Source organism: Polyangium mundeleinium (assembly GCF_028369105.1).
Taxonomy (GTDB): domain Bacteria; phylum Myxococcota_A; class Polyangia; order Polyangiales; family Polyangiaceae; genus Polyangium; species Polyangium mundeleinium.
The window spans coordinates 9,890,734-9,912,115 of sequence record NZ_JAQNDO010000001.1 but is presented as its reverse complement, the minus strand read 5'-3'; the positions used below and the strand labels follow the sequence as shown (position 1 = coordinate 9,912,115).

Sequence of the window (21,382 nt, the reverse complement as noted above, 5' to 3'; positions counted from 1 at the left end):
TCGCTCCGGTCCGAGGAGGCCGGAAGACCATGAAAGCCATGTCGCTCGTGCTCGTCGCCTTTGCAGCGCTTGCCCTCGCCGGTTGCGAGGACAACGCAAAACCCTCGGCGGACCCTTCCGCGAAGTCCGCTGCGAGCGCCGCGCCCGCCGCGAGCGCCGCGCCCGCGGCGAAGCCCGCCTCCACGGGAGAGAGCGGCGGCTGGTAATCGAAGCGCGGCGATGAATCGCGAGGGAGGCGGATCTCGCCGCGTCGCGCATCTCGGGTTCTTGCTTCTCGGCCTCGCGCTCGGCGCGGGGTGCAAGCGGGAAGAGCCGCCCGCAGAGGCCACGAGCGCCGCCGAACCAGACCCGTTGCCAGAGCTGCGTGCGTTCGAGGCGGAGCGCAGGGCCGCGACCGATTTCGCGGCCCTGCCGCCGAGCGACGCCGCGTTCGGCGCCGATCCGTACACGATCGCCGCGCTCCCCGGGGGCGAGCGTTTCGTCGCCCTCCTCCGCGGGCGGGACGTGATCGTGGTGCTCGACGCGTCGATGCGCGAGCTCGCGCGTCTGCCCGCGCCCGGATCGCCGAGCGGGCTCGCCGTGACGTCGGAGGGCCGCGCCGTGCTCGTCGTGGGCGAGCGCGGCGACGGCATCACGCGGTTTCGAATCCAGGAAGCCGCGCCGTACCTCGCACCGAGCGGTCGTTTTGGGCTCGGCGGGATGCGAGCGCTGCGTGACGTCGCCGTCGGGCCCGAGGGGGTGGTGTACGCGGTCGAGGAGCACGAGGGGCGCCTCGTGACGCTCTGGCCCGAGGATGAAGAAGGGTCGGACGGGGAGATCGCTGCGCGCCGGGAAGACGTGGTCGTCGGAGGCGGGCCGATCCACGTGGAGCGCGTGGGCTCGTTCGTCGTGGTCGATGCGCTCCACGCGCATGCGCTCGTGGTGAGGCCGGTGGACGAGGTGGGGCGCGCGCTTTCCGCAGGCGAAGCGCGGATCGTCCACGACGGGCCGATCTGGAGTTTTTCGGCGGTGCCCGACGGCGCGGGGCTTCTCGTGCTCGCGGGGGGCGTCGAGGATCGGCCGCTCGATCGGCGCGGCGGGTTCTTCGGCTACGTCGACTCGTTTGTCTTCCTGTACCGCGTGGAGCGCGGCGCGGCGCGCCTGCTCTCCGCGGTGAACGTGGGCGAGCTCGGCGTGGTGACGCCAAAGGCGCTGCACCTCGCGAAGGAGAAGGACGGCACGCTCGCGGCGCTCGTCACGGGGTACGGCGGCGAGGCGTCGGCGCGGCTCGTGTTCGAGGCGAGCGGAACAGCGCTCGCGAGCCCGCCGAAGACGAGCCCCACGGTGCCGGGCCTGCGCGACCTCGTGAGGCTGCCCGGCGGCGGGTTCGTTGGAGCGAACCCCCTGCTCGACGCGTTCGTGATCGTGCGTCCGGACGAGCCACGCGAGCGGATCGTGCCCGTCGACGATCGGGACGGGCCTGCGCCGCCGAGCGTGGAGGCGCGGCTCGGCGAGGCGCTCTTCTTCACGAACCTGATGGCCCCGGAGAACGGCACGGAGGACGCGCACAGCCGCTTCACCTGCGAGACGTGCCACTTCGAGGGGTACGTCGACGGGCGCGTGCACCACACGGGTCGCGGTGAGGTGCGTGTCGTGACGAAGCCGCTCGTCGGCCTCTTCAACAACCGGCCGCACTTCTCGCGCGCGCTCGATCCCGACCTGTCCTCGGTCGCGCACGCCGAGTTCCGCGTGGCAGGCGCGGGGAGCGGACATTCACCCTGGTTTTCGCTCGACGCCCGAACCCACCCGGTGCTCGCCGCGCTCGGCCGATCGGAGGCAGAGCCGGCCCACCCGCTCGCGCTTCGCCGCGCGCTCATGACCTTCCTCATGGGCTTCTCGCACCGGCAGAACCCGAGCACCGCGGGACGAAGCGCGTTTTCAGCGCTCGAACGCGAGGGCGCGAAGCTCTTCGAGGCGCGCTGCGAGGGGTGCCACGAGGCGCGGCTCTCGGCCGACGAGAAGGGCAGCCGGCTGCCCTTCGAGCGCTGGGAGAGCCTGATTTTCGCGCCCGCGGGGCCGATCGTTTGGGCCTCGAACGAATACCAGAAGACGGGCGTCGTCCCTTACGTGCACGAGCGCGGCGCGCGCGTGCCTTCCTTGCGCAGGCTCGCCAAGAAGCGCCCGTACCTGACGAGCGGTGCGGCGAAGGACCTCGCGGATCTCCTGGCGCGGGCGCGTTGGTCGGCGGAAGGCGTGTTCTTCCACGACGGCGCGCCCGAGGGCGCGGCGGGGCTCGAAGCGCGCGAGCGCGAGGCGCTGCGGGCGTTCTTGGATCTGCTCTAAGCCGCGTCTCCGAGCGGCAACGTGAACCAGAAGCGCGCGCCCACGCCGGGCTCGCTCTCGACGTGGATCGTGCCGCCATGCGCGCGGACGAGGCCGTCGGCGATGAAGAGGCCGAGCCCGGTGCCGGAGGTCTTGCTCGTCTCGGCGTGGAAGTACCGATCGAAGACGTGCGGCAGGTGCTCGCTCCGGATCCCGGGGCCGCTGTCGGCGACGTCGATGCGCGCGAACGAGCCCTCGCACGTGAGGCGCAGGGTCACCACGCCTCCCTCGGGCGTGAACTTGATGGCGTTCCCCACGAGGTTCCAGAGCACCTGGAGCACGCGCTCGCGATCGATCCGCGCGAAGAGTGCCTCGTCGGGCAGCTCCTCGTCGATCTGGATGCCCTTCGGCGCCGCGAGCGGCTTGAAGTGATCGATCGCTTCGCGCACGACCGCGCGCACGTCCTCGCGCCCGACCGAGAGCGCGAGCCCGCCCGTCTCGATCCGCGAGGCGTCGAGCAGGTCGCGGATCATGCGATCCATGCGGTCCGCCGAGCGCAGGATGAGCGCGGTCTTGTTCTTGGTCCGCGCGTCCTCACCCGCCTCCCGCCCGATCTGCGTGGCGGCCAGCTTGATGGCGACGAGCGGATTTCGGAGATCGTGCGACACGATCGCGAGGAGGTCCTCGCGCGCCCGCACGGCCGCCTGCGACGCGCGGTAGAGCCTGTCGTTTTCCTCTCGCGCGCGGCGTTCGAGGTCGTAGAGACGCGCGCGTTCGAGGGCCTGCGCGCAGTGCTCCGCGACCGACTCCAGGAAGTGCTGCTCCGCCTCGTCGAGCCGCCGCGTCCCCGCGAGCGAGAGGCCCAGCGCCCCGAGGACCCGACCCTGCGCGAGGAGCGGGAGCGCCGCGAACGCGAGGCTCTTCTGATCACGCTGGACGCGGTCGAGGTGCGGGTAGCGCGTGAGGTACTCCTCGACCGTCGCGAGGAAGATCGGCTGGCGGGAGCGCACCGCATCCGTGAGCGGCAGGCGGGTGTTGAGCGGGATCACCTTGAACGGCTCGACGATGCTGCTCGCGTAGCCCGAGGCCCGCTCGATCACGAGCGCCCCGCGCTCTTCATCGAGCAGGCACATCGACCCGGCATGCGCGCCCATCTCGCTCCGCGCATGCTCCACGACCACCTCGGCCACTTGCGCGGCGGTGAGCGCGAACGAGAGCCGCCGCGTGATCGAATGCAGCCGCTTCGTGCGGTCCATCGCCGCGCGCGCGACGCGGGCTGCCTCGTGCTCGTCCCGCGTCGCTCGATCTTCGACGACCGCGAGCGCGATCCTCCGCGCGAGCTCCTCGGCCACCTTCAGATCGGTGCCTACGATCCGCCGCTCCTTGCAGCTCACCGCCAGCGTGATCGCCCCGAGCGCGCGTCCTTGCCAGACGATCGGCACGAGCATCCCCGCGGTGATCGTGACCGCGCGCAGGACCGCGAGGGCCTCGTCGTCGCTCATCGTCGCGGCGAGCATCGCGTCCGAGGTCTCGGGCAGGACCTGCGCCACGCCGCTGCGCATGACGTGCGCGAGCGGGCTCTTCGTCGAGTCGAGCGCCGGGCTCCTTTGCATGCACGGCTGCCGGAGGAGCTCGGCTTTCACGGGGTCCTCGTGATCCACCGCGGCGAGCCGCGCGCCGCCCCCTTCGAGCAAGTGAACGAGGCAAAACCCTCGGATCCACTGGGCCACGCGAGAGGCCACCGCGGCGAGCCGCGGCCCGAGGTCGGTCACGTTCCCGAGCGCTTGTCCCGCGTCGAGCAAGAGTCCGAGAGACTCGTCCGCGATCGGCAGCTCGCGTGGCTCGACGTCGGCAGTCAGCATGCAGAGGGAGGGAAGGCACCGACGAAGCAGCGAGCCTTGCGAAGACGCGGCGCCCCTCGGCGACCGGAGCCTCTTCCTAAGCTTGCCCTCTCCGCGTCGCAAGCCGTTTCACCCGCGGGCGGAACGCAGGCGAGCCGGGATGCTTTGATGTCCAACCGCGAGCGCCGCCCGGTCGCTCGTCGTCAAGGCACCTTGGGGTGCACGATGGCGATCGCGTCGAGATCAAAGCCCGCACTCGGCGCCGCGCCGATGCCCTGGAGATCCCGGACGCGGACGAATCGAGCCTCCTCGATGCCGAGCTCCGCAAGATCGAACGTGTCGCCGCCGGATACGCTGGGATCGATGGAGGAGACGCCGAGATCGCCGTTCGCGAAGACCGGAGCGTACCCGGCGCATCCTGCGGGCGGCTTCGTGTCCTCGGCGCAAGGGAACACGTGCCAGGTCTCGCCGTCGGCGCTGACGGAGACCTCGGCGAGCTCTGCGTAGACGTTGTTCGGATCGTCCGACACGAGAAACGGATTCTCGAACACCACGAAATCCGGGCCTTCTCCGTCGATGATCGCGTTGCCGCCGAAGCCGAGCACGATCGAGCCGCCTCGTCCGAGCGAGAGCACGTCGAGCCCGCCCGACGTCGTGCCGTTTCCGAGCGGCTCGCCGTAGATGACCTCGGGGAACCGATCCGCCCCGAACCCCGCGTCGTCGCCGGGCTCGAACGCGACCACGCACGATGCCGTTCGTGTCGGCGCGGCGTCCGCGGAGCAGGCGTGCGGCTCGTTCGGGGTGCCCGTCGAGCTCGCAGGCCCTTCGTCCCCACACCCCACGCCGGCGAGGCCCAGCGCGCCCAGGAAGACAACCATGACGCGGTGCACGGCCCCTCGATACCAGGCCGCAGAGGACGCGCAAAGGGGACCGTCGCCGCTCCGCGCGATCCGTACTAGAAATCGTTCGTGCTTCGTCGCGCGCCTTTCCCCCGTCCCTCCGCTGCCGCCGTCGACAAGGCGCGGCGCTTGCTCGATCGCGCCCTCGGGCCCTCGAAGGTCATCACCTCGCCCGAAGACTGCGAGGCGTACGCGGGAGACGAGTCCGATCAGGAGCCCGTGATCCCCGACGCGGTCGTCGTCGCCGAGACGCCGGACGACATCCTGCGGGCGCTCGCGGCGGCGAGCGAGGCCGAGGTCCCGATCGTCCCGCGCGGCGCGGGCAGCGGCAAATCCGGCGGCGCGGTCCCCGTCGGCGGGGGCATCGTCGTCACCACGCTCGGCATGCGGAGCATCAAGGAGATCGACCGCGAAGAGCTCGTCGCCGTCGTCGAGCCGGGCGTCATCCTCGGCGACTTCCACGCCGCGGTCGAGGCCGAGGGGCTCTTTTATCCGCCCGATCCGAACTCGCTCAAGATGTGCGCCCTCGGCGGCAACCTCGCGGAGAACGCGGGCGGCCCGCGCGCCTTCAAGTACGGCGTCACGCGCGAGTACGTGCTCGGCCTCGAAGTGCTGCTCGTCGACGGAACCCGCCTCCGCACTGGTCGCCGCACGGTCAAGGGCGTCACGGGGTACGACGTCACGAGCCTGCTCGTCGGCAGCGAGGGCACGCTCGCGGTCTTCACGGAGGCCACGCTCCAGCTCATCCCGAAGCCTCCGAGCGTCGTCACGCTCCTCGGCCTTTTCGACACCGCGCTCGCCTCCGGCCGCGCCGTCTCCGCGATCATCGCCGCCGGCCTCGTCCCGCGCTGCCTCGAGCTCCTCGACGCCGGCGCGCTCTCCGCTGTCCGCGCCCGCGGCGTCCCCGTCGATGCACGCGCCGGCGCGCTCCTCCTCATCGAGGTCGACGGCGATCCCGCCTCGTGCGAGGCCGCCATGGAGCGCATCGGCGAGGCGTGTGTCGCCGAGGGCGCGCTCGACGTCCTCGTCGCGCAGGACGCCGCGCAACGCGAGCGCCTCTGGGAAGCGCGCCGCGCCCTCTCTCCGGCCACACGCGCCATGGCCCGTTACAAGATCTCCGAGGACGTCGTCGTCCCTCGCACGCGTTTGCCCGACCTCCTCCGCGAGATCGATCGCATCAGCGAGGAGACCTCGATCCGCATGCTCTCCTACGGCCACGCCGGCGACGGCAACCTGCACGTGAACTTCCTCTGGGACGACCCCGACGCCGGCCCGCGCGTCGAGCGCGGCCTCGATCGCCTCTTTCGTGCGGTCATCGGCATGCGCGGCACGCTCACGGGCGAGCATGGCGTCGGCACCTCCAAGGCCGAATACCTCCCGCTCGAACAGGGCCCGGAGCTCATCGAGCTCCAGCGCCGCTTGAAGGCCGTCTTTGATCCGAAGAACCTCCTGAACCCCCACAAGATCTTCCCCCGCCGCGGCCACGGGGTCTGCTAGAACGCCCCGCGTGCGTGTCCTCGGCATCGATCCTGGCAGCCGCCACCTCGGGTGGGGTGTGCTCGAGCGCGTCGGCACGCGGGTCGAGCATGTCGCCCACGGCGTCATCGACGTCGACCTCGACGGAACCTTCGCCGACCGCCTCGTCGACATCGACGACCGCCTCGGCGAGGTCATCACGCAGTACGCGCCCTCGCACGCCGCGGTCGAGAGCATCTTCTTCTCCAAGGACGCGCAGAGCGCGGCCAAGCTCGGCCATGCGCGCGGCGTCGTCCTGCTCCGGCTCGCCCGCGCTTCGCTCCAGACGTCCGAGTACCCGCCTGCGCTCGTCAAGCGCACCGTCGCGGGCAAGGGCGCGGCGGACAAGCGCCAGGTGGCCATGGTCGTCACAGCCATCCTCCGGCTCGGCACGCCGCCTCGGTCGGACGCCGCCGATGCCCTCGCCATCGCGCTCACGCACTGCAACGTCGTTGGTTTCCAGACGGCGCTTGCCGCCTCTGCGCCCGCTCGCCCGGCTCGGCGGCGTGCGAACGTCCCGTGATCTTGCATCGCCTGCGGGCGCCCTGCGTCCAACCCCGCGGCACCCACGGTCCGGCCAACTACGCGGAACAGGAAGAAAATGATGCGTAAGGTAAGGTTCCTCTCGATCCCCTCCCTCCTCGCGGCATGCGCCGTGGTCCCTGCTCTCCTGCTCTGCTCGACCGATGGCCACACCCAGGCCGCCGCGCCTGCCGCGCCTGCTGCGGCGCCTGCGAAGGGCCCCACGGCCGAGGAGATCGGCCGCCGCGTTCAGGCGTTCTACGACTCCACGAAGACCTTCAAGGCCACGTTCGCGCAGACCTATACGATCAAGGTCCAGAACGTGAAGAAGGAGTCGAAGGGCACGGTCACCTTCGAGAAGCCCGGCAAGATGAGCTGGTCGTACGACGCGCCGAACGGCAACCGCGTCGTGTCCGACGGCAAGGTGATCCGCGTCTACGAGAAAGAAAACGAGCAGATGTTCGAGACGCCGGTCAAAAACTCGCAATACCCGGCGGCGCTCGCGTTCCTCATGGGCACCGGCCAGCTCGTGAAGGATTTCAACCTCAAGCTGCTCGACGCCGCGCAGATGAAGTTCGAGGGCGGATACGTGCTCGAAGGCACGCCGAAAGACGCGACGCCCGCCTACCAGAAGGTCCTCCTTTACGTCGACGCGCAGACGAACCAGGTGCGCCGCGTGCTCATCCTCGACGCGCAGGGCAACAAGAACCGCTTCGACTTCAGCGCCCCTGTCGTCAACCAGCCCGTCGCCAAGGGCGAGTTCGACTTCACGCCGCCGCCCGGCACGCGCGTCGTCAAGCCTTGAGTGAGAATCGACGGAAACGATGCAACCGGACGGAAAGTCTGGTAGATCGAATGTTGCTTGGAGGTGCGATGAACGCGCATAGCTGGATGGGTCGCGGGATGCTTTCGGTCGCCTTTGCGCTGCTTGTCGCGGCGTGTGGCGGCCCGCTCGAGTACATGGCCAAGGGCACGCCGCGCGCGCCCGACGCCGACGCGAAGATCGTGGCCGAGGTCAACAGCAGCACGGTTCTGACCACCGTGAGCATCGAGGCGGAGCACCTCGCTCCCCCGGATCGGCTCATGCCGGGCGCCACGGCGTATGTCGTGTGGGCCCGCAAGGACTCGAGCAGCCAGTGGCAGCGCATCGGGTCGCTCGCGTACAACGCTGACAAGCGGACGGGCTCGCTGCCCACGGCGACGGTGCCGCTCACGAGCTTCGAACTCATCGTGAGCGCCGAGCAACAAAACGCGCCGACCTCGCCCTCGCCGCACGTGGTCATTCAGCAGAAGGTCGCCGACTGACCTCGCGCGCGCAGCGGCACAGACGGTAGGATGATCGAACGCCCGGCGCCTTGCGTCGGGCGTTCTGCCATGAACAACCCCTACGGATCGCCGCCCGGGCCCTACGGCCACGCTCCCTACGCCCCGCAGCAACCACGTTATCCCGGCCAGGCGCCGTACACACCACCGGGCCACGGCGCGCCCCCGCCGCGCGCGCCCACGGAGCTCGATCCGGACAAGCGCCGCCGCGGGGTGGGGCTCGCGCTCTGGATCGTCGGCATGCTCGCCGGCGTCGTGCTGAACATCCTCTTCACGATGGCGGAGATTTTCCTGTCGAAGGCGCCGGGGCGCATGCTCTCGGCCGTCCTGACGGGCTCGCTCTTCGCGTTCTTGCCGCTCGGCTTCTACCTCTTCGTGCCCATGGTGCTCGATCGGTACGATCCCGAGCCGTGGTGGTGCCTCGCGATGGCGTTCCTGTGGGGCGCGGTCGTCGCGACGGGCTTCGCCGGCATGATCAACACGGGCGTGCACATCGTGTTCGACGGCCTCTTTGGGCCCAAGGTCGGCAATTTCGTGACGACCGTGGTGAGCGCGCCGCTCTCGGAAGAGTTCTTCAAAGGGCTCGCCATCCTGGGCTTTTTTTACTTCCTCCGGCGCGAGTTCGACGGCGTCGTCGACGGCATCATCTACGCGACGTTCTGCGCGCTCGGGTTCGCCGCGGTCGAGAACGTCAGTTATTACGCCCGCGCGGACATGGCCGATCAGCTCGGCACGACCTTCTTCCTGCGCGGCGTCCTCGCGCCGTGGGGGCACCCGCTCTACACGTCGATGACCGGCATCGGGTTCGGCATCGCGCGCGAGTCGAGCAAGACGTGGGTCCGCTGGCTCGCGCCGATCGGCGGGTTTTTCGTGGGCGTCTTCCTGCACGCGCTCTGGAACTTCGTGCCCACGGTCATCCCCGACGCGTTCGTCATCATGCTGCTCTTCTGGCTGCTCTTCGTGGCGATGTTTTTCTGCATCATCATCGCGCTCGTCATCCGCAAGGGCCGCACGATCCGCAATTTCCTCCGCGACGAGGTGCTCATCGGCAACCTGACGAACGAGGAGCTCGAGCTCGTGTGCTCGCCGGTCGGCCGCATCCAGTGCACGTTCTCGTGGCGCGGCGCTGAGGGGCGCGCGTTCATCCGCGCCGCGTCGCGGCTCGCGCTCAGCAAGTGGCACACCGCGCGCGCGATGAAGGGGCAGAAGCGCACGATCAGCGCCGATTTCATCGCCCCGCTCCGCCGCGAGCTCGCCACGTTGCGCGCCGCCCTGCGCGCCAAAGCTCCTCGCTGAAAAGCTCTCGACACCTCGAATTCACGAATTCGTCACGCGAGGCGCATCCTCGCCGTTTCGACACGTCGAATTCACGAATCCGTCACGCACGCCGCATTTCCCCGCCAACCTGCAACACGGGCTTCATCGGGCCGTAACAGGAACAGGATACACCCGGGTGCGATGGCACGCATCCTGGTCGTCGAGGACGAGCCCGCGATCCTCAAGGTGCTCGATTACAATTTCCGGCAGGCGGGGCACGAGGTCCTGCTCGCGGCGCGCGGCGAGGAGGGGATCCGGCTCGCGCGCGAGCGTCGGCCGGACGTCATCCTGCTCGATATGATGCTCCCGGACCTCATGGGCACCGAGGTCTGCCGGAGCCTGCAGCAGAGCGAGGAGACCCGCGAGACCCCGGTCGTCATCGTGTCGGCGCGCGGGGACGAGGTCGACCGTGTCGTCGGCTTCGAGCTCGGCGCCGTCGATTACGTGGTGAAGCCCTTCAGCGTCCGCGAGCTCATGCTGCGGGTGCAGGCGATTCTGCGGCGGGTGAAGGCGCGGACGACCGAGCGCCGTGTCCTCCAGTTCGGCCGGCTGCGCATCGACGACGAGGCGCACCGGGTATGGGTCGACGGCGCCGAGATCGAGCTCACCTTGCTCGAATTCAAGCTCCTGCTCGCCCTGTACGAGAATCGCGAGCGTGTCCAGACGCGCGGCGCGCTGCTCGAAGGGGTGTGGGGTATGGACGTCGACATCACGACCCGCACGGTCGATACGCACGTGAAGCGGCTCCGCGACAAGCTGGGGCCCGCGGGCGACTATGTGCAGACGGTGCGGGGGATCGGGTATCGATTCGGTGGATCGCCCGATCTGCCCGACTCGCATCCCGATTGAAAATTGCGTCATGCGGCGCGCACGTGATCGTTTCGCGACGTTCACGAGGTTGTCACGAACGATCGTCAAGGTGGGGGCCGAGGAAAGACGGCAATGGGCTTCGAGGCGTGGAGCGTCGGGGAGAGCGATCCCGGGCGCGGCAAGAGGCTTCTGATCGGATACGCGACGGCGATTGCCATTTGCACGGCGGTCGGCGTCGTCGGGGCGACGATGAAATCGAGCGCGCCCGCCGTGGAAGAAGAGGAGGAGGTCGTCGCCGTCGAGCTCACGCCCACGGTGGAGCCGCCAAAACCGCCGCCTCCGCCGCCGCCCGTGGACGCGGCGCCCAAAGCGCCGGAGCCGCCCGGACCGAAGCACAAGCCGATCGCCGTGCCCGTGGAAGTGCCGACGGAAATGCCCAAGGAGGCGGATCCGAGCAAGGCAAAGGCGAGCGACGATGAGTATGGGGAGGGCTCGGGCGAGGGCTCGGGCGGGACGCCCGGAGGAACGGGGACCGCGCCGGCTGCCGCGCCGCCGCCTCCGCCGCCGCCCCCGCCGCCGCCTCCTCCTCCGCCCAAAGCGGCGGGGCCCGTCGTCCTCGGCGAGGATGGCACGCCGCCCTCGCCGATATCGAAGCCGCAGCCTCCTTATCCCGAGGACCTGAAGAGCCAGGGGATCGAGGGCACGATCATCGTACGGTTTGTCGTGACCGAATCGGGCGACGTCGCGAACGTGACCGTCGTGCGAGGGGATGCGCGGCTCGCGGCGCACGTGGTCGCGACCGTGAAGACGTGGCGATTCAAGCCAGCCATGGTCGAAGGCCGCCCCGTGGCCACGTACCAGAACGCAAGGTTCAATTTCAAGATCAAAACGTAGTTTGGTCGTCGGGCAATCCCGTTCGACCAAGGAGCCAAACCATGCAATTCGATCTCGCGCACATCTGGGCGAGCATGGGCCTCGTCTCGAAGCTCATCGCCTTCGTGCTCGTGCTCATGTCCATCGCGACCATCGCGGTCGTGGTCGAGCGGGTGATTGCGCTCGCGCGCATGAACGCCGAGACCCGGGCTTTCGTGAAGGAAGCGCAGCCGCTGCTCGACGCCTGGGACACGGAGGAGCTCCTCCGCGTCTCGGATCGATATCGCCTCTCGGCGCTCGCGCGCCTCGTCTCCTCGGCGATGCGTCGATTCCTCCGCGCGGAGAGCGAGGGGGCGGGGAACCTGACGCCGGTCGAGCTCGCGCGGCGTGAGGTCGAGCGCAGGCGCGAGGCGCTCTCGGCGGATTTGCGGCGCGGGCTCTCGGTGCTCGCTTCGGTTGGATCGGTCGCGCCGTTCGTCGGGCTGCTCGGCACGGTCGTCGGTATCATCACGGCGTTCCAGAGCATTGCGACGACGGGCTCGGGCGGCCTCGGCGCGGTGAGCGCGGGTATTTCGGAGGCGCTCATCGAGACGGCGCTCGGCCTCTCGGTGGCCATTCCGTCGGTGCTCTTCTTCAATTACCTCACGGGCAAGATCACGGCGGTCGAGACGGCGCTTGAGCGAAGCGCAGGCGAATTGCTCGACGACATGGAGAACCAGCATGGGCGCGCCAGTGAAGAGCGGATCCTCGAAGAAGCTGCCTGAGCCGGACATCAACATCACGCCGCTCGTCGACGTGGTCCTCGTGCTGCTCATCATCTTCATGGTCATCGCGCCCGAGCTCGAGCACGGCGAGCGCGTGGAACTGCCGACCGTGATTCAGCCGGACGAGAACAAATCGAAGCTCGATCCGATCACCGTGACGCTCACCGCGCGGGGCAATCTCTTCCTCGAAAAGGAGGTCCTCGCGGACGTGCCGGCGCTCGAAGCGCGATTGAAGGCGATGCACGGGAGCGAGCCGGATCGACGCGTCGTCCTCAAGGGAGACGCGACGGTGCAATACGCGAAGATGCGTGACGCGTTCGCCGCGTGCCAGCGCGCCGGATACACGGGCGTCGCGCTCAGCGTGAGCCAAAAAGGCAAGGGCGGCGCGGGGGAGGAGAGCTAGCCATGGGGATGAACGTCTCCTCGGGCGGGAAAAAGGGCGGCGCCGTCGCGCCCACGATGAACGTCACGCCACTCGTCGACGTGGTCCTCGTGCTGCTCATCATCTTCATGGTGGTGACGCCGCTGCTCAACAAGCAGTTATGGCTGAACCTGCCGAAGAAGGACGACGACGCGAAGAACGAGCCGCCGCCCCCGGACGCCGACAAACCCGTGGTGCTCACGGTGGACGCGAAGGGCGCGATCCGCATCAACCAATCCGAGGTCTCGCGCGCCGAGCTGCGGGATCGCCTCACGCGGATCTTCGCGGCGCGTGCCGACAAGCTCCTCTACTTCGACGCGGCGGACGACGCGCCGTACGGGATCACCGTCGAGGTGATGGATATCGCGAAGAGGGGCGGGGCCAAGGGCATTGCAATCTTGACCGAGAAGCTCGGCGGCTGATTCCCCATGCGAAAAACCATTGCGACACTCGCCTCGGCGCTCACGCTTTTCCTCCCGGCGCTCGCGCTGGCCCAGGAGGGCGCGGACGAGGCGCTCCTCGGCGAGGAGGACCCGTCCCGCCCCGCGCCCGCCGGAAAGGGCGCCATCTGGGGCGTCGTCACGGACGGGAAGACGAAGGAGCCCGTGATCGACGCGCAGGTGTCGGTCGTCGGGACGAACAAGAAGGCGATCGCGGATTTCGACGGTCGATACCGGCTGGAGCTCGCGCCGGGCACCTACGAGTTGCGCGTGTTTTATCAGCTCTACAAGGCGCAACGCGTGCAGAACGTGCGCGTGACGGCCGGCGCGGTCGAGAAGGTCGACGTCGCGCTATCGACGGAGGAGAGCAAGCAGGAGATCGTCGTCGAGATCGAGGCGGACCCGGATCGGGCCTCGGCGGCAGCGCAGACGCTCCTCCGAAAGAACGCAGCGCACACGGGCGACGCGGTGAGCGCGCAGGAGATCGCGCGGACGCCGGATCGCAATGCGGCGGATGCGGCGCGGCGCGTGGTCGGCGCGTCGGTCGTCGGGCAGAGGTACGTCTACGTGCGCGGCCTCGGTGACCGGTACACGAATGCGCTCTTGAATGGCGTGCCGCTGCCGAGCACCGAGCCGGATCGGCAGGCTGTGCCCTTTGACCTCTTCCCGACGACGGTCCTCAGCGATCTGACGATCATCAAGACGTTCACGCCCGACATGCCGGGCGATTTCACGGGCGGCTCGGTGCGCGTGTCGACCCGCGAGTTGCCCGAGAAGTTCACGATCAGCGGCACGTTTTACCTCGGCGTCAACACGGAGACGACGTTCCGGGAGCGGCTCACCTACGCGGGCGGCGGGACCGATTTTCTCGGCATCGACGACGGGACGCGGGCGCTGCCGCGTGGTTTCCCCACGGCCTACAAAGCCGCCAAGGGGGCGGAGAAGCCGGACGGCTCGCTCGTCTCCACGCGCGAGGTGAACGAGCTCGGCCGCGCCTTGAACAAGCCGATGACGACGACGCGGACGATGGCGCTGCCGAACATGAGCGGCAACCTCACGCTCGGCAATACCCACAGGTTCGGCGCGGATCACGAGCTCGGATACATGGCGGCGTTGACGTACGGGCGGCGATTCCAGATCCGGCGGGATGGGATTCTCGGGACGCTGAAGACCGATCCCAACGTGTCGGACGCGCTCGATGTGCAGAACAACTATCGCTTCGAGAACGGCGTCGACGTGGTGTCGTGGGGCGGGTTCGCGGGGCTCACCTACAGGTACGCGAAGGATCACAAAGTCACGCTCCTCGGCCTGCACAGCCGCTCGTCGGAGAACGAGGCGCGCGAGATCGCCGGGCTCAACGAGGAAGGCGGCTCGGGGCGGACGTTTTACGATACGCGGCTCCGCTTCGCGAGCCGAGCGCTCACCTTCGGCCAGCTCGCGGGCGAACACAAGCTTCGCCATGTGAATGACGCGACCCTGGAATGGAACCTGACGACGTCCCTCGCGACGAGTGACGAGCCGGGCACGCGCGAGAACGTGTATCTGCAGGACGCCGATCGGAAGGCCTGGCAGAGCACGACGCTCTCCGGCCTGCATTTCTACGCGAATCAGGCTGAGACGGCGATCGGCGGCGCCCTCCATTACACGCAGCCGATCCGGAGGGGCGACACGCCGGTGCGCGTGAAGGTGGGCGGGCTCGTGCAGGTCCGCGACCGTGCCTTCGACGCGCGGCGCCTGCGGTACATCCCGACGGCGCAGACGCCGGAGGCGGCGGCGGCGTATTCGCTGCCGCCGGATCAGCTCTTCACGAACGAGTACATCGGGAGCGTCCTCACCCTCGACGAATACACGCGGCCGAGCGACGCGTACGACGCCACGCAGCGCACGTTCTCGGGGTATTTCATGACGGACGCCTCGATCCGGCCGTGGATGCGCGTCGTGCTCGGCGCGCGGCTCGAAGCGTCGTCCCAGAGGCTCGATACGTTCGATTCGTCGACGGGTTTGCCCAGGCAGGTCGAGCTCTCCACGACGGACCTCTTGCCCTCGCTCGGGCTCGTCTTCAAGACGAACGAGCGCTCGAACCTGCGCGCCTCCGTGACGCGTACACTCGCGCGCCCGCAGCTCCGCGAGCTCGCGCCGTTCTCGTTCACCGATTACTTCGGTGCCCGCGAAATCCAGGGTAACCCCGACCTCGACCGCACCACGATCGTGAACGCCGATCTGCGCTTCGAGTTCTTCCCGACGCTCGCCGAGGTCGCAGCGATCAGCGTCTTCTACAAGGATTTCACGAAGCCCATCGAGCAGATCATCAAGCCGTCGAACCGGGGCATCGTCTCGTACCAGAATGCAAAAGGGGCGCAGAACGCCGGCATCGAGCTCGAGCTGCGCAAGAACCTCGGATTCGTGAGCCCGGTCATTGCCGATCTCGGGGTGCTCGCGAACCTGACGCTCGTGCATTCGCGGGTCTCCCTCGACCCCGAGCAGACGGGCGTGCAGACGAACAACGTCCGTCCGCTCGCGGGGCAGTCGCCCTACGTGGTGAACGCGGGGATCGATTACGCGAACGAGAAGCGCGGCACGCGGCTGCGCGTGCTTTACAACGTCTATGGCAGGCGCATCGCGCAGGTAGGCTCGCTCGGCTTGCCGGACGTCTACGAGCAGCCGCGCCACCTGCTCGACGTGACCGTGGCCCAGCGGATCGGCAAACACGTGGACCTCAAGCTCGCGGCCGAAAACCTCCTGCTCGCGCCCGTCGTGTTCACGCAGGGGCCGAACCTGCAAAGCGTCCCCAATGCCTACGTCCCCGACCTGACGAACGCCGTGGAGCAATATCAGCCCGGCGCGACCTTCACGTTGAGCGCCACCATCCAGAATTGACGGGCTGTCGCGAGATCGTTACGCGCGCCCTGCAATGGCGTCACGCGGCACGACCAGAATGCGCGGCGGAGGAATCAAAGGCCATGCGATCGAAGGTATTGCTTGCGACGAGCGCGCTTTTTGCGGCCAGCTTCATGGGCTGCGGCGGGGACGAGACCGGACAACCCCCGACTCCTCCCGCGAAGAGCAACGAGATCCCGACGAGCATCACGTCGGATCTGACGCTCACGGCCGACCAGGACTGGATTTTGAAAGGGATCGTGCACGTGCGCGCGGGCGCGAAGCTCACGATCGAGCCGGGCACCACGATCAAAGGCGACAAGGCCACGCTCGGCACGCTCGTCATCGACCCGGGCGCTCGTATCCACGCCGAGGGCACGAAGGACGAGCCCATCGTCTTCACGAGCCGCAGCGAGCCCGGCGACCGCGCCGCCGGCGATTGGGGCGGCGTCATCCTGCTCGGAAAAGCGCCGATCAACGTGCCCGGCGGAAAAGCGAACGTCGAGGGAATCGAGGCGACCGCGGAGACCGAGTACGGCGGGACCGATCCGGCCGACAACAGCGGCGTGCTGAAATACGTGCGGATCGAGTTCGGCGGAATTCTCCTTTCGACGGACAACGAGATCAACGGGCTCACGTTCGCCGGCGTCGGCAGCGGGACGACCGTCGATTACGTCCAGGTCGGCTACACGCACGCTCGACGATTGCTTCGAATTCTTCGGCGGCACGGTGAACGCGAAGCACCTGGTCTGCACGTACAACCAGGACGACGGGATCGACTGGGATCTCGGGTATACCGGGAAACTCCAGTTCGTCGTGGTCCAGCAGGATCCGGCCGCGGTGGACGACACGAACGGCTTCGAGGGCGACAACGACGCGATGGGCACGACGAACGCGCCGCTCTCCGAGCCCACGATCTACAACGCGACGCTCATCGGCAAGAACGTGGACGTCGACAAGCAGCAATACGCGATGCTCTTGCGCCGCGCGACGAAGGCGAACCTCTACAACATCGTCGCCACGGGCTTCGAGGCGGGCGTCGATGTGCGCGACGCGCCCACGTCCGTGTCGCTCGAAGCGTCCATCTTCCACGGAAATCTCGCGCAAAACATCGCGTACGTGGAGACGCCGGACGGCATGGGCTCCGAGAAGGACGACGACATGGGCTTCGACGAGGTCAAGTGGTTCCTCGACGCCGGCAACGCCGAGACGGACCCCATGCTTCTCGCTCCCTACGATCGCGAAGCGCCTGATTTCCGGCCGAAGGCGACGCTCACGACGGGCGCCGCGACGCCGCCGAGCGACGGCTTCTTCGACACGAAGGCGAGCTATGTCGGCGCGTTCTCGCAAGACGACACGTGGCTCGACGGCGCCTGGATCTCGTTCACGCCGAACTAGCCGAAAAAAGATCCGAAGAGCCCGCCTGCCGCGCCGTCGCGGCCGCCCGATCGCGCGGTGGATCGCTCTTTGCGTGCGCGCCCCCGAGTGCGTTCGGCGATCATGAAGTGGCGCGCCCTCGCCCGAGGGCGCGCGCCATTGGGACATGCTGGCAAGCCCTCCGGGCGCGTGGTGCACAGCGCGCAGCGCCTCAGGGTCGAGGTGGCCGGGCTCTTCGGAGAGCCCGTGCGCGCGAGGCGGATCGAGCGCGCCCTGGGCGAGCTTCCGGGCGTGAGCGAAGCGCGAGCCAACGAGCATGCGGGCACAGTGCTCTGCGTGCTCGCGCCAAACGCGCCGACGACACGCGCGGACGTGCTCTCGATCCTGGCCGAACACGAGGACTCGCAGGGGCCGCCGCCGCCCTCGTTGTCGCGGATCGCCGAGAGCGCGGCCGCCTCGGTGCGTGACGTGTTTCGTGCGTACGGAGCGAACGGCAGCGCCGACGACGAGGACGACACGACGCCGGCGACGCCGTGGCACGCGCGCTCGATCGTCGAGCTCACGCAGGCGTTCTCGGTGGATCTGCAAAGCGGCCTCACGGCGACCGAGGCGCACCGGATCTTGCGCGAGGTCGGACCGAACGTGCTCGCCGGCATCGCGCCGCGCACGCCGCTGGAGATCCTCACGGGCCAGATCTTCACGGTGCCGACGGCGCTGCTCGCAGGCGCCGCGGGCCTGTCGGTGCTGCTCGGTGATCTGCTGGAAGCAGGCGCGATCCTGCTCGTCGTGGGCTCGAACGTGGTCGTCGGATATTTCACGGAGTCGCGCGCGGAGGAGCTGCTCGACGCGTGGAGCAAGTTCCGCGTGGAGTGGGCGCGCGTGCTGCGCGACGGCGTGGAGACGACGGTCGCGGCGAGCGAGGTCGTCCCGGGCGACGTGCTCTGCGTGCGCGCCGGGGATGCGATCGCGGCGGACGCGCGGATCGTGGAGGCCACGGATCTGACGGTCGACGAGAGCACGCTGACGGGCGAGAGCGAGCCCGCGGAGAAGGGGACGGCCGTGGTGGCCGAGGACGCGCCGGTCGCGGATCGCGACGACATGCTCTACGCGGGCACGGTCGTGGCGACGGGCAGCGCGCGCGCGATCGTCGTGGCGACGGGCAGCGCGACGGAGCTCGGCGCGATCCAGCGCGCGCTGTCGCATACGGCCGATCGCGCAGCTCCCCTCGAGCAGCAGCTCGATCAGCTCGGGCGCAGGGTGGCGACACTCGCGTTCGGGAGTTCGATCGCGGTGACGGCGCTCGGCCTCTTGCGAGGTCAGCCGCTCGCGGCGCTCGCGCGCTCGGCCGTGGCGCTCGGCGTGGCGGCGATCCCCGAGGGGTTTCCCGCGGTCGGGACGACGGCGCTCGCGCTCGCGAGCCAGCGGCTGAACCGCAAGGGCATCGTGATCCGCAGGCTCGCGGCGGCCGAGACGCTCGGCGCGGTGAGCGTGGTGTGCGCGGACAAGACGGGGACGTTGACCGAGAACCGCATGCGCGTGGCGGAGGTGTTCCTGCCGGGCGAGGGGCTCGTGCGGGTCGAGTACGGCGCGCCGTCGAGCGAGAACGGTGCGCCTCCATCGCTCGGGCTCGTCGGCGAAGACGGCCGGCGCGTGCCGGTCTCGTCGCTGCGGGAGATCGGGCGCATCGCGGCGCTGAACGCGGACGTGGAGCTCGACGAGCGCGACGCGATCACGAGCGGCAGCGGCACGGAGCGGGCGCTCGTCGAGTTCGCGATGGCGATCGGCTACCCGGTGCGGCGGCGGAGAGGCGCGGCGAAGCGGGTGCGCGAGGAGCGTCGCAGCGCGGAGCGGCCGTTCATGGTCACGGTGCACGAGCATCCGGACCTCGGTCAGATCGAGCTCGTGAAGGGCGCGCCGGAGCCGGTGGTCGAGCGCGCCAGCGTGGAGCCGTCCGAGCGCGCGCGCCTGCTCGCGATGAACGAAGCGATGGCGTCGCGGGGCCTGCGCGTGCTTGCGCTCGCGTGGCGGAAGGACGGGGATCCGATGCGGACACGCGAAGCACCGCTCGTGCTCGCAGGCCTCGTGGGGATGCGGGATCCGCCGCGGCGCGGGGTGCGCGAGGCGCTCGCGGTGCTCGCAGGCGCGGGCGTGCGGACGATGATGCTGACGGGCGATCAAGCGCGGACCGCGCAGGCGATCGGCGCCGAGCTCGGGATCGGCGCGGCCGACGTCTACAGCCGGGTGACGCCCGAGGCGAAGCTCGACGTCGTGCGCGAGCTGCAGGACGGCGGCGCGATCGTGGCGATGACGGGCGACGGCGTGAACGACGGGCCTGCGCTCAAGGCCGCGGACGTCGGCGTGGCGATGGGCGAGCGCGGGACGGACATCGCGCGCGCGGTCGCGGACGTGGTGCTCGCGCACGACGAGCTCGGCAGCCTCGCGGATGCGGTGAGCGAGGGCCGGAGGCTCTACGACAACGTGCGGCGCGCGATCGAGTACCTCGTCGCGACGAACGCGAGCGAGGTGATGGTCATGCTCGCCGGCTCGGTCGTCGGCGCCGAGCCGCTCGGGCCGCTGCAGCTCCTCTGGATCAACATGCTGACGGACGTCGCGCCCGCGCTCGCGCTGGCGATCGAGCCCGCGGACGCGGACGTGATGCGCAGGCCCCCGCGGGACCCGCAGGCGCCGCTCTTCGGGCCGGCGCGGGGAAAGAAGCTCGCGCGCGAGGCCTCGAAGATGGCGGCGATCTCGCTCGCCGCGTACGGCATCGGAGCGCTCGGGCCCGGCGCGAGCTTGCCGCGGGCGCGTACGATGTCGTTCGCGTCGCTCGTCGTGGCGCAGCTCCTTCACGCGCGCTCGTGTCGATCGAGCGGAGCGCAGTCGAACCCGGAGCTCCGCCGCGCGCTCGTGGTGAGCCTCGGCCTGCAGGCGGCGGCCCTCGGCTTGCCCGGCCTACGCCGCGTGCTCAGCACGACGCCGCTCGGCCCGATCGATCTCTCGATCGCGGTGCTGCTCGGCCTGCTCCCGACGCTCGCGCGGGAAGGGAAATCGCTGTTCGAGCCGGAGGCTCCGATCGTGGTGGATCGACGCGGCATGCCGGCGGGATCGACCCTGATCCGAGGGGACGATCGGCACGCGCCGGTGGACTGGGCGTCGTCGCCCGTGATGTTCGAGGAGGAGGCTCGTCGATGAAATTTCATACGCCATCGTTCATTCTCGGTTTCGGCAGCGCGGTCGTCGTGATGGGGACCGCGCGCCGGCTCAAGCCCGCGGTCGTGGAGATCGGGGCGCTCGGCCTGCACCTCGCGCGGCTCGGCCGCGCCGTCGTGGAGCGGCAACGCGAGCACGCGGAGGATCTGTGGGCCGAGGTGGAGGAGCGCGCGCGTCACCTGCGCGAGGTGCCGCGCCGCCGTCGCGCAGGCGCGACGACGGGCAACGGAAAACACGTGCCGAGCGCGGCGGCTACGCAGGCCGGATCCGCGGCGCACTGAGCGTCATCGAGCGAGAGGGAAGGGGAGGAGAGACGTGATACCCAGCGAGCAGTGGAGTGAGCTCGTGCATCACCTTCCGCGCCGCGTGCGGCTGCGATCCCGTGCGATCGTGGGCCAGCGCGACGCGTGCCTGCGGGTCGCGGAGAAGCTCGCGATGATGGATCCGAGCTGCGAGCGCGTGGAGGTGCGGCCGTGGACGGGCTCGGTGATCGTGGAGCGCGAGGACGGGACGCTCGACGCCGAGGCGGTGCGCTTGATGCTGGAGCGGCTCGTGGCCGAGGAGCGCGACGAGCAGGGCCGCAAGCTGACCGACCTCGGCCACGACGCGCTGCCGGGCCCGACGCGCGTGGCGAAGGCCGTGGCGCACGCGTTCGCGGAGATCAACAGCGACGTGCGGAGCGCGCTCGATCACCGCGCGGATCTCGGGACGCTGATGCCGGTGCTGTTCTTCTCGCTCGGCCTGGTCGAGATCGGCGTGACGCGGAAGCTGCCCGCGCCGGCCTGGTTCAACCTGGTCTGGTGGTCGATCCGGTCGTTCATGACGTTCAACGCCGGAGCGGTGGAGCAGGAGGGGAAGGCGGTGGCCGCCGACGGAGGGCTGGACTAGCGGC

General features: G+C 69.4%; 19 protein-coding genes and 1 pseudogene. 18 read left to right on the top strand and 2 right to left on the bottom strand.

What is annotated here, in order from left to right; all coding sequences use genetic code 11:
* Positions 1–29 precede the first annotated feature (29 nt).
* Together POL67_RS39035 and POL67_RS39030 are read left to right on the top strand one after the other, a co-directional pair.
* On the top strand, positions 30–206 hold the full coding sequence (locus POL67_RS39035) for a hypothetical protein (protein WP_271925832.1): 177 nt from the start codon (positions 30–32) through the stop codon (positions 204–206).
* A 13-nt stretch (positions 207–219) separates the two neighbouring features.
* Positions 220–2,322, top strand: a complete 2,103-nt coding sequence (locus POL67_RS39030) for a YncE family protein (RefSeq protein ID WP_271925830.1) — start codon at positions 220–222, stop codon at positions 2,320–2,322.
* Here the strand turns inward: POL67_RS39030 and POL67_RS39025 are convergent.
* Together POL67_RS39025 and POL67_RS39020 are read right to left on the bottom strand one after the other, a co-directional pair.
* Complete coding sequence (locus tag POL67_RS39025; RefSeq protein ID WP_271925829.1) at positions 2,319–4,163, bottom strand: sensor histidine kinase; 1,845 nt, start codon at positions 4,161–4,163, stop codon at positions 2,319–2,321. The two genes, POL67_RS39030 and POL67_RS39025, sit on opposite strands and share 4 nt — an antisense overlap.
* 182 nt (positions 4,164–4,345) lie before the next feature.
* Positions 4,346–5,032 carry a cell surface protein gene (locus POL67_RS39020; RefSeq protein ID WP_271925828.1) on the bottom strand — a complete coding sequence of 229 codons (687 nt, stop codon included), beginning with the start codon at positions 5,030–5,032 and terminating at the stop codon, positions 4,346–4,348.
* A gap of 78 nt (positions 5,033–5,110) precedes the next feature.
* Between POL67_RS39020 and POL67_RS39015 the strand changes: the two genes are divergently transcribed.
* From POL67_RS39015 to POL67_RS38940, 16 genes and pseudogenes are all read left to right on the top strand, one after another.
* The gene (locus POL67_RS39015) at positions 5,111–6,538 is read left to right on the top strand and encodes an FAD-binding oxidoreductase (protein ID WP_271925826.1); all 1,428 of its coding nucleotides are present in this window, start codon (positions 5,111–5,113) and stop codon (positions 6,536–6,538) included.
* A gap of 10 nt (positions 6,539–6,548) precedes the next feature.
* Complete coding sequence (gene ruvC / locus POL67_RS39010) at positions 6,549–7,079, top strand: crossover junction endodeoxyribonuclease RuvC (protein WP_136932658.1); 531 nt, start codon at positions 6,549–6,551, stop codon at positions 7,077–7,079.
* Positions 7,080–7,157: 78 nt separating this feature from the next.
* Positions 7,158–7,883 (top strand): outer membrane lipoprotein periplasmic chaperone LolA, encoded by a 726-nt coding sequence (lolA, locus tag POL67_RS39005; RefSeq protein WP_271925823.1) that lies wholly within the window; start codon positions 7,158–7,160, stop codon positions 7,881–7,883.
* Positions 7,884–7,951: 68 nt separating this feature from the next.
* The gene (locus POL67_RS39000; protein ID WP_271925821.1) at positions 7,952–8,383 is read left to right on the top strand and encodes a hypothetical protein; all 432 of its coding nucleotides are present in this window, start codon (positions 7,952–7,954) and stop codon (positions 8,381–8,383) included.
* A 69-nt stretch (positions 8,384–8,452) separates the two neighbouring features.
* On the top strand, positions 8,453–9,697 hold the full coding sequence (locus POL67_RS38995) for a PrsW family glutamic-type intramembrane protease (RefSeq protein ID WP_271925820.1): 1,245 nt from the start codon (positions 8,453–8,455) through the stop codon (positions 9,695–9,697).
* 162 nt (positions 9,698–9,859) lie between these two features.
* On the top strand, positions 9,860–10,567 hold the full coding sequence (locus tag POL67_RS38990) for a response regulator (RefSeq protein ID WP_271925819.1): 708 nt from the start codon (positions 9,860–9,862) through the stop codon (positions 10,565–10,567).
* A 93-nt stretch (positions 10,568–10,660) separates the two neighbouring features.
* The gene (locus POL67_RS38985) at positions 10,661–11,422 is read left to right on the top strand and encodes an energy transducer TonB (RefSeq protein ID WP_271925818.1); all 762 of its coding nucleotides are present in this window, start codon (positions 10,661–10,663) and stop codon (positions 11,420–11,422) included.
* A 41-nt stretch (positions 11,423–11,463) separates the two neighbouring features.
* Entirely contained in the window at positions 11,464–12,165 is a 702-nt protein-coding gene (locus tag POL67_RS38980) for a MotA/TolQ/ExbB proton channel family protein (protein ID WP_271925817.1), read from the top strand.
* Positions 12,134–12,568: an ExbD/TolR family protein gene (locus tag POL67_RS38975; protein ID WP_271925815.1), complete on the top strand. Its 435-nt coding sequence runs from the start codon at positions 12,134–12,136 to the stop codon at positions 12,566–12,568. Before POL67_RS38980 ends, POL67_RS38975 begins: the two co-directional genes overlap by 32 nt.
* Positions 12,569–12,570: 2 nt before the next feature.
* On the top strand, positions 12,571–13,008 hold the full coding sequence (locus POL67_RS38970; protein WP_271925813.1) for an ExbD/TolR family protein: 438 nt from the start codon (positions 12,571–12,573) through the stop codon (positions 13,006–13,008).
* A gap of 6 nt (positions 13,009–13,014) precedes the next feature.
* Positions 13,015–15,903, top strand: a complete 2,889-nt coding sequence (locus POL67_RS38965) for a TonB-dependent receptor domain-containing protein (RefSeq protein WP_271925812.1) — start codon at positions 13,015–13,017, stop codon at positions 15,901–15,903.
* A gap of 83 nt (positions 15,904–15,986) precedes the next feature.
* A pseudogene (locus tag POL67_RS54560) lies at positions 15,987–16,526 on the top strand (beta-helix domain-containing protein); the annotation flags it as partial.
* A gap of 46 nt (positions 16,527–16,572) precedes the next feature.
* Positions 16,573–17,301 (top strand): beta-helix domain-containing protein, encoded by a 729-nt coding sequence (locus POL67_RS38955; protein WP_506333377.1) that lies wholly within the window; start codon positions 16,573–16,575, stop codon positions 17,299–17,301.
* Positions 17,302–17,403: 102 nt separating this feature from the next.
* Positions 17,404–20,472, top strand: coding sequence for a cation-translocating P-type ATPase (locus tag POL67_RS38950; protein ID WP_271925808.1), 3,069 nt, complete (start codon positions 17,404–17,406; stop codon positions 20,470–20,472).
* Positions 20,469–20,771 carry a hypothetical protein gene (locus tag POL67_RS38945; RefSeq protein WP_271925806.1) on the top strand — a complete coding sequence of 101 codons (303 nt, stop codon included), beginning with the start codon at positions 20,469–20,471 and terminating at the stop codon, positions 20,769–20,771. The genes POL67_RS38950 and POL67_RS38945 overlap by 4 nt, the downstream gene beginning before the upstream one ends.
* Before the next feature lie 34 nt (positions 20,772–20,805).
* Entirely contained in the window at positions 20,806–21,378 is a 573-nt protein-coding gene (locus POL67_RS38940) for an HMA2 domain-containing protein (RefSeq protein WP_271925803.1), read from the top strand.
* Positions 21,379–21,382: the final 4 nt, after the last annotated feature.

Excerpts from the sequence above, each read along its gene's own strand:
- POL67_RS38970 (WP_271925813.1), top strand. The coding sequence starts at position 12,571 with ATGGGGATGAACGTCTCCTCGGGCGGGAAAAAGGGCGGCGCCGTCGCG.
- POL67_RS38945 (WP_271925806.1), top strand. The coding sequence starts at position 20,469 with ATGAAATTTCATACGCCATCGTTCATTCTCGGTTTCGGCAGCGCGGTC.
- lolA (WP_271925823.1), top strand. The coding sequence starts at position 7,158 with ATGATGCGTAAGGTAAGGTTCCTCTCGATCCCCTCCCTCCTCGCGGCA.
- POL67_RS38985 (WP_271925818.1), top strand. The coding sequence starts at position 10,661 with ATGGGCTTCGAGGCGTGGAGCGTCGGGGAGAGCGATCCCGGGCGCGGC.
- POL67_RS39035 (WP_271925832.1), top strand. The coding sequence starts at position 30 with ATGAAAGCCATGTCGCTCGTGCTCGTCGCCTTTGCAGCGCTTGCCCTC.
- POL67_RS38965 (WP_271925812.1), top strand. The coding sequence starts at position 13,015 with ATGCGAAAAACCATTGCGACACTCGCCTCGGCGCTCACGCTTTTCCTC.
- POL67_RS39025 (WP_271925829.1), bottom strand. The coding sequence starts at position 4,163 with ATGCTGACTGCCGACGTCGAGCCACGCGAGCTGCCGATCGCGGACGAG.
- POL67_RS38995 (WP_271925820.1), top strand. The coding sequence starts at position 8,453 with ATGAACAACCCCTACGGATCGCCGCCCGGGCCCTACGGCCACGCTCCC.
- POL67_RS39000 (WP_271925821.1), top strand. The coding sequence starts at position 7,952 with ATGAACGCGCATAGCTGGATGGGTCGCGGGATGCTTTCGGTCGCCTTT.
- POL67_RS38950 (WP_271925808.1), top strand. The coding sequence starts at position 17,404 with ATGAAGTGGCGCGCCCTCGCCCGAGGGCGCGCGCCATTGGGACATGCT.
- POL67_RS38990 (WP_271925819.1), top strand. The coding sequence starts at position 9,860 with ATGGCACGCATCCTGGTCGTCGAGGACGAGCCCGCGATCCTCAAGGTG.
- POL67_RS39030 (WP_271925830.1), top strand. The coding sequence starts at position 220 with ATGAATCGCGAGGGAGGCGGATCTCGCCGCGTCGCGCATCTCGGGTTC.
- POL67_RS38980 (WP_271925817.1), top strand. The coding sequence starts at position 11,464 with ATGCAATTCGATCTCGCGCACATCTGGGCGAGCATGGGCCTCGTCTCG.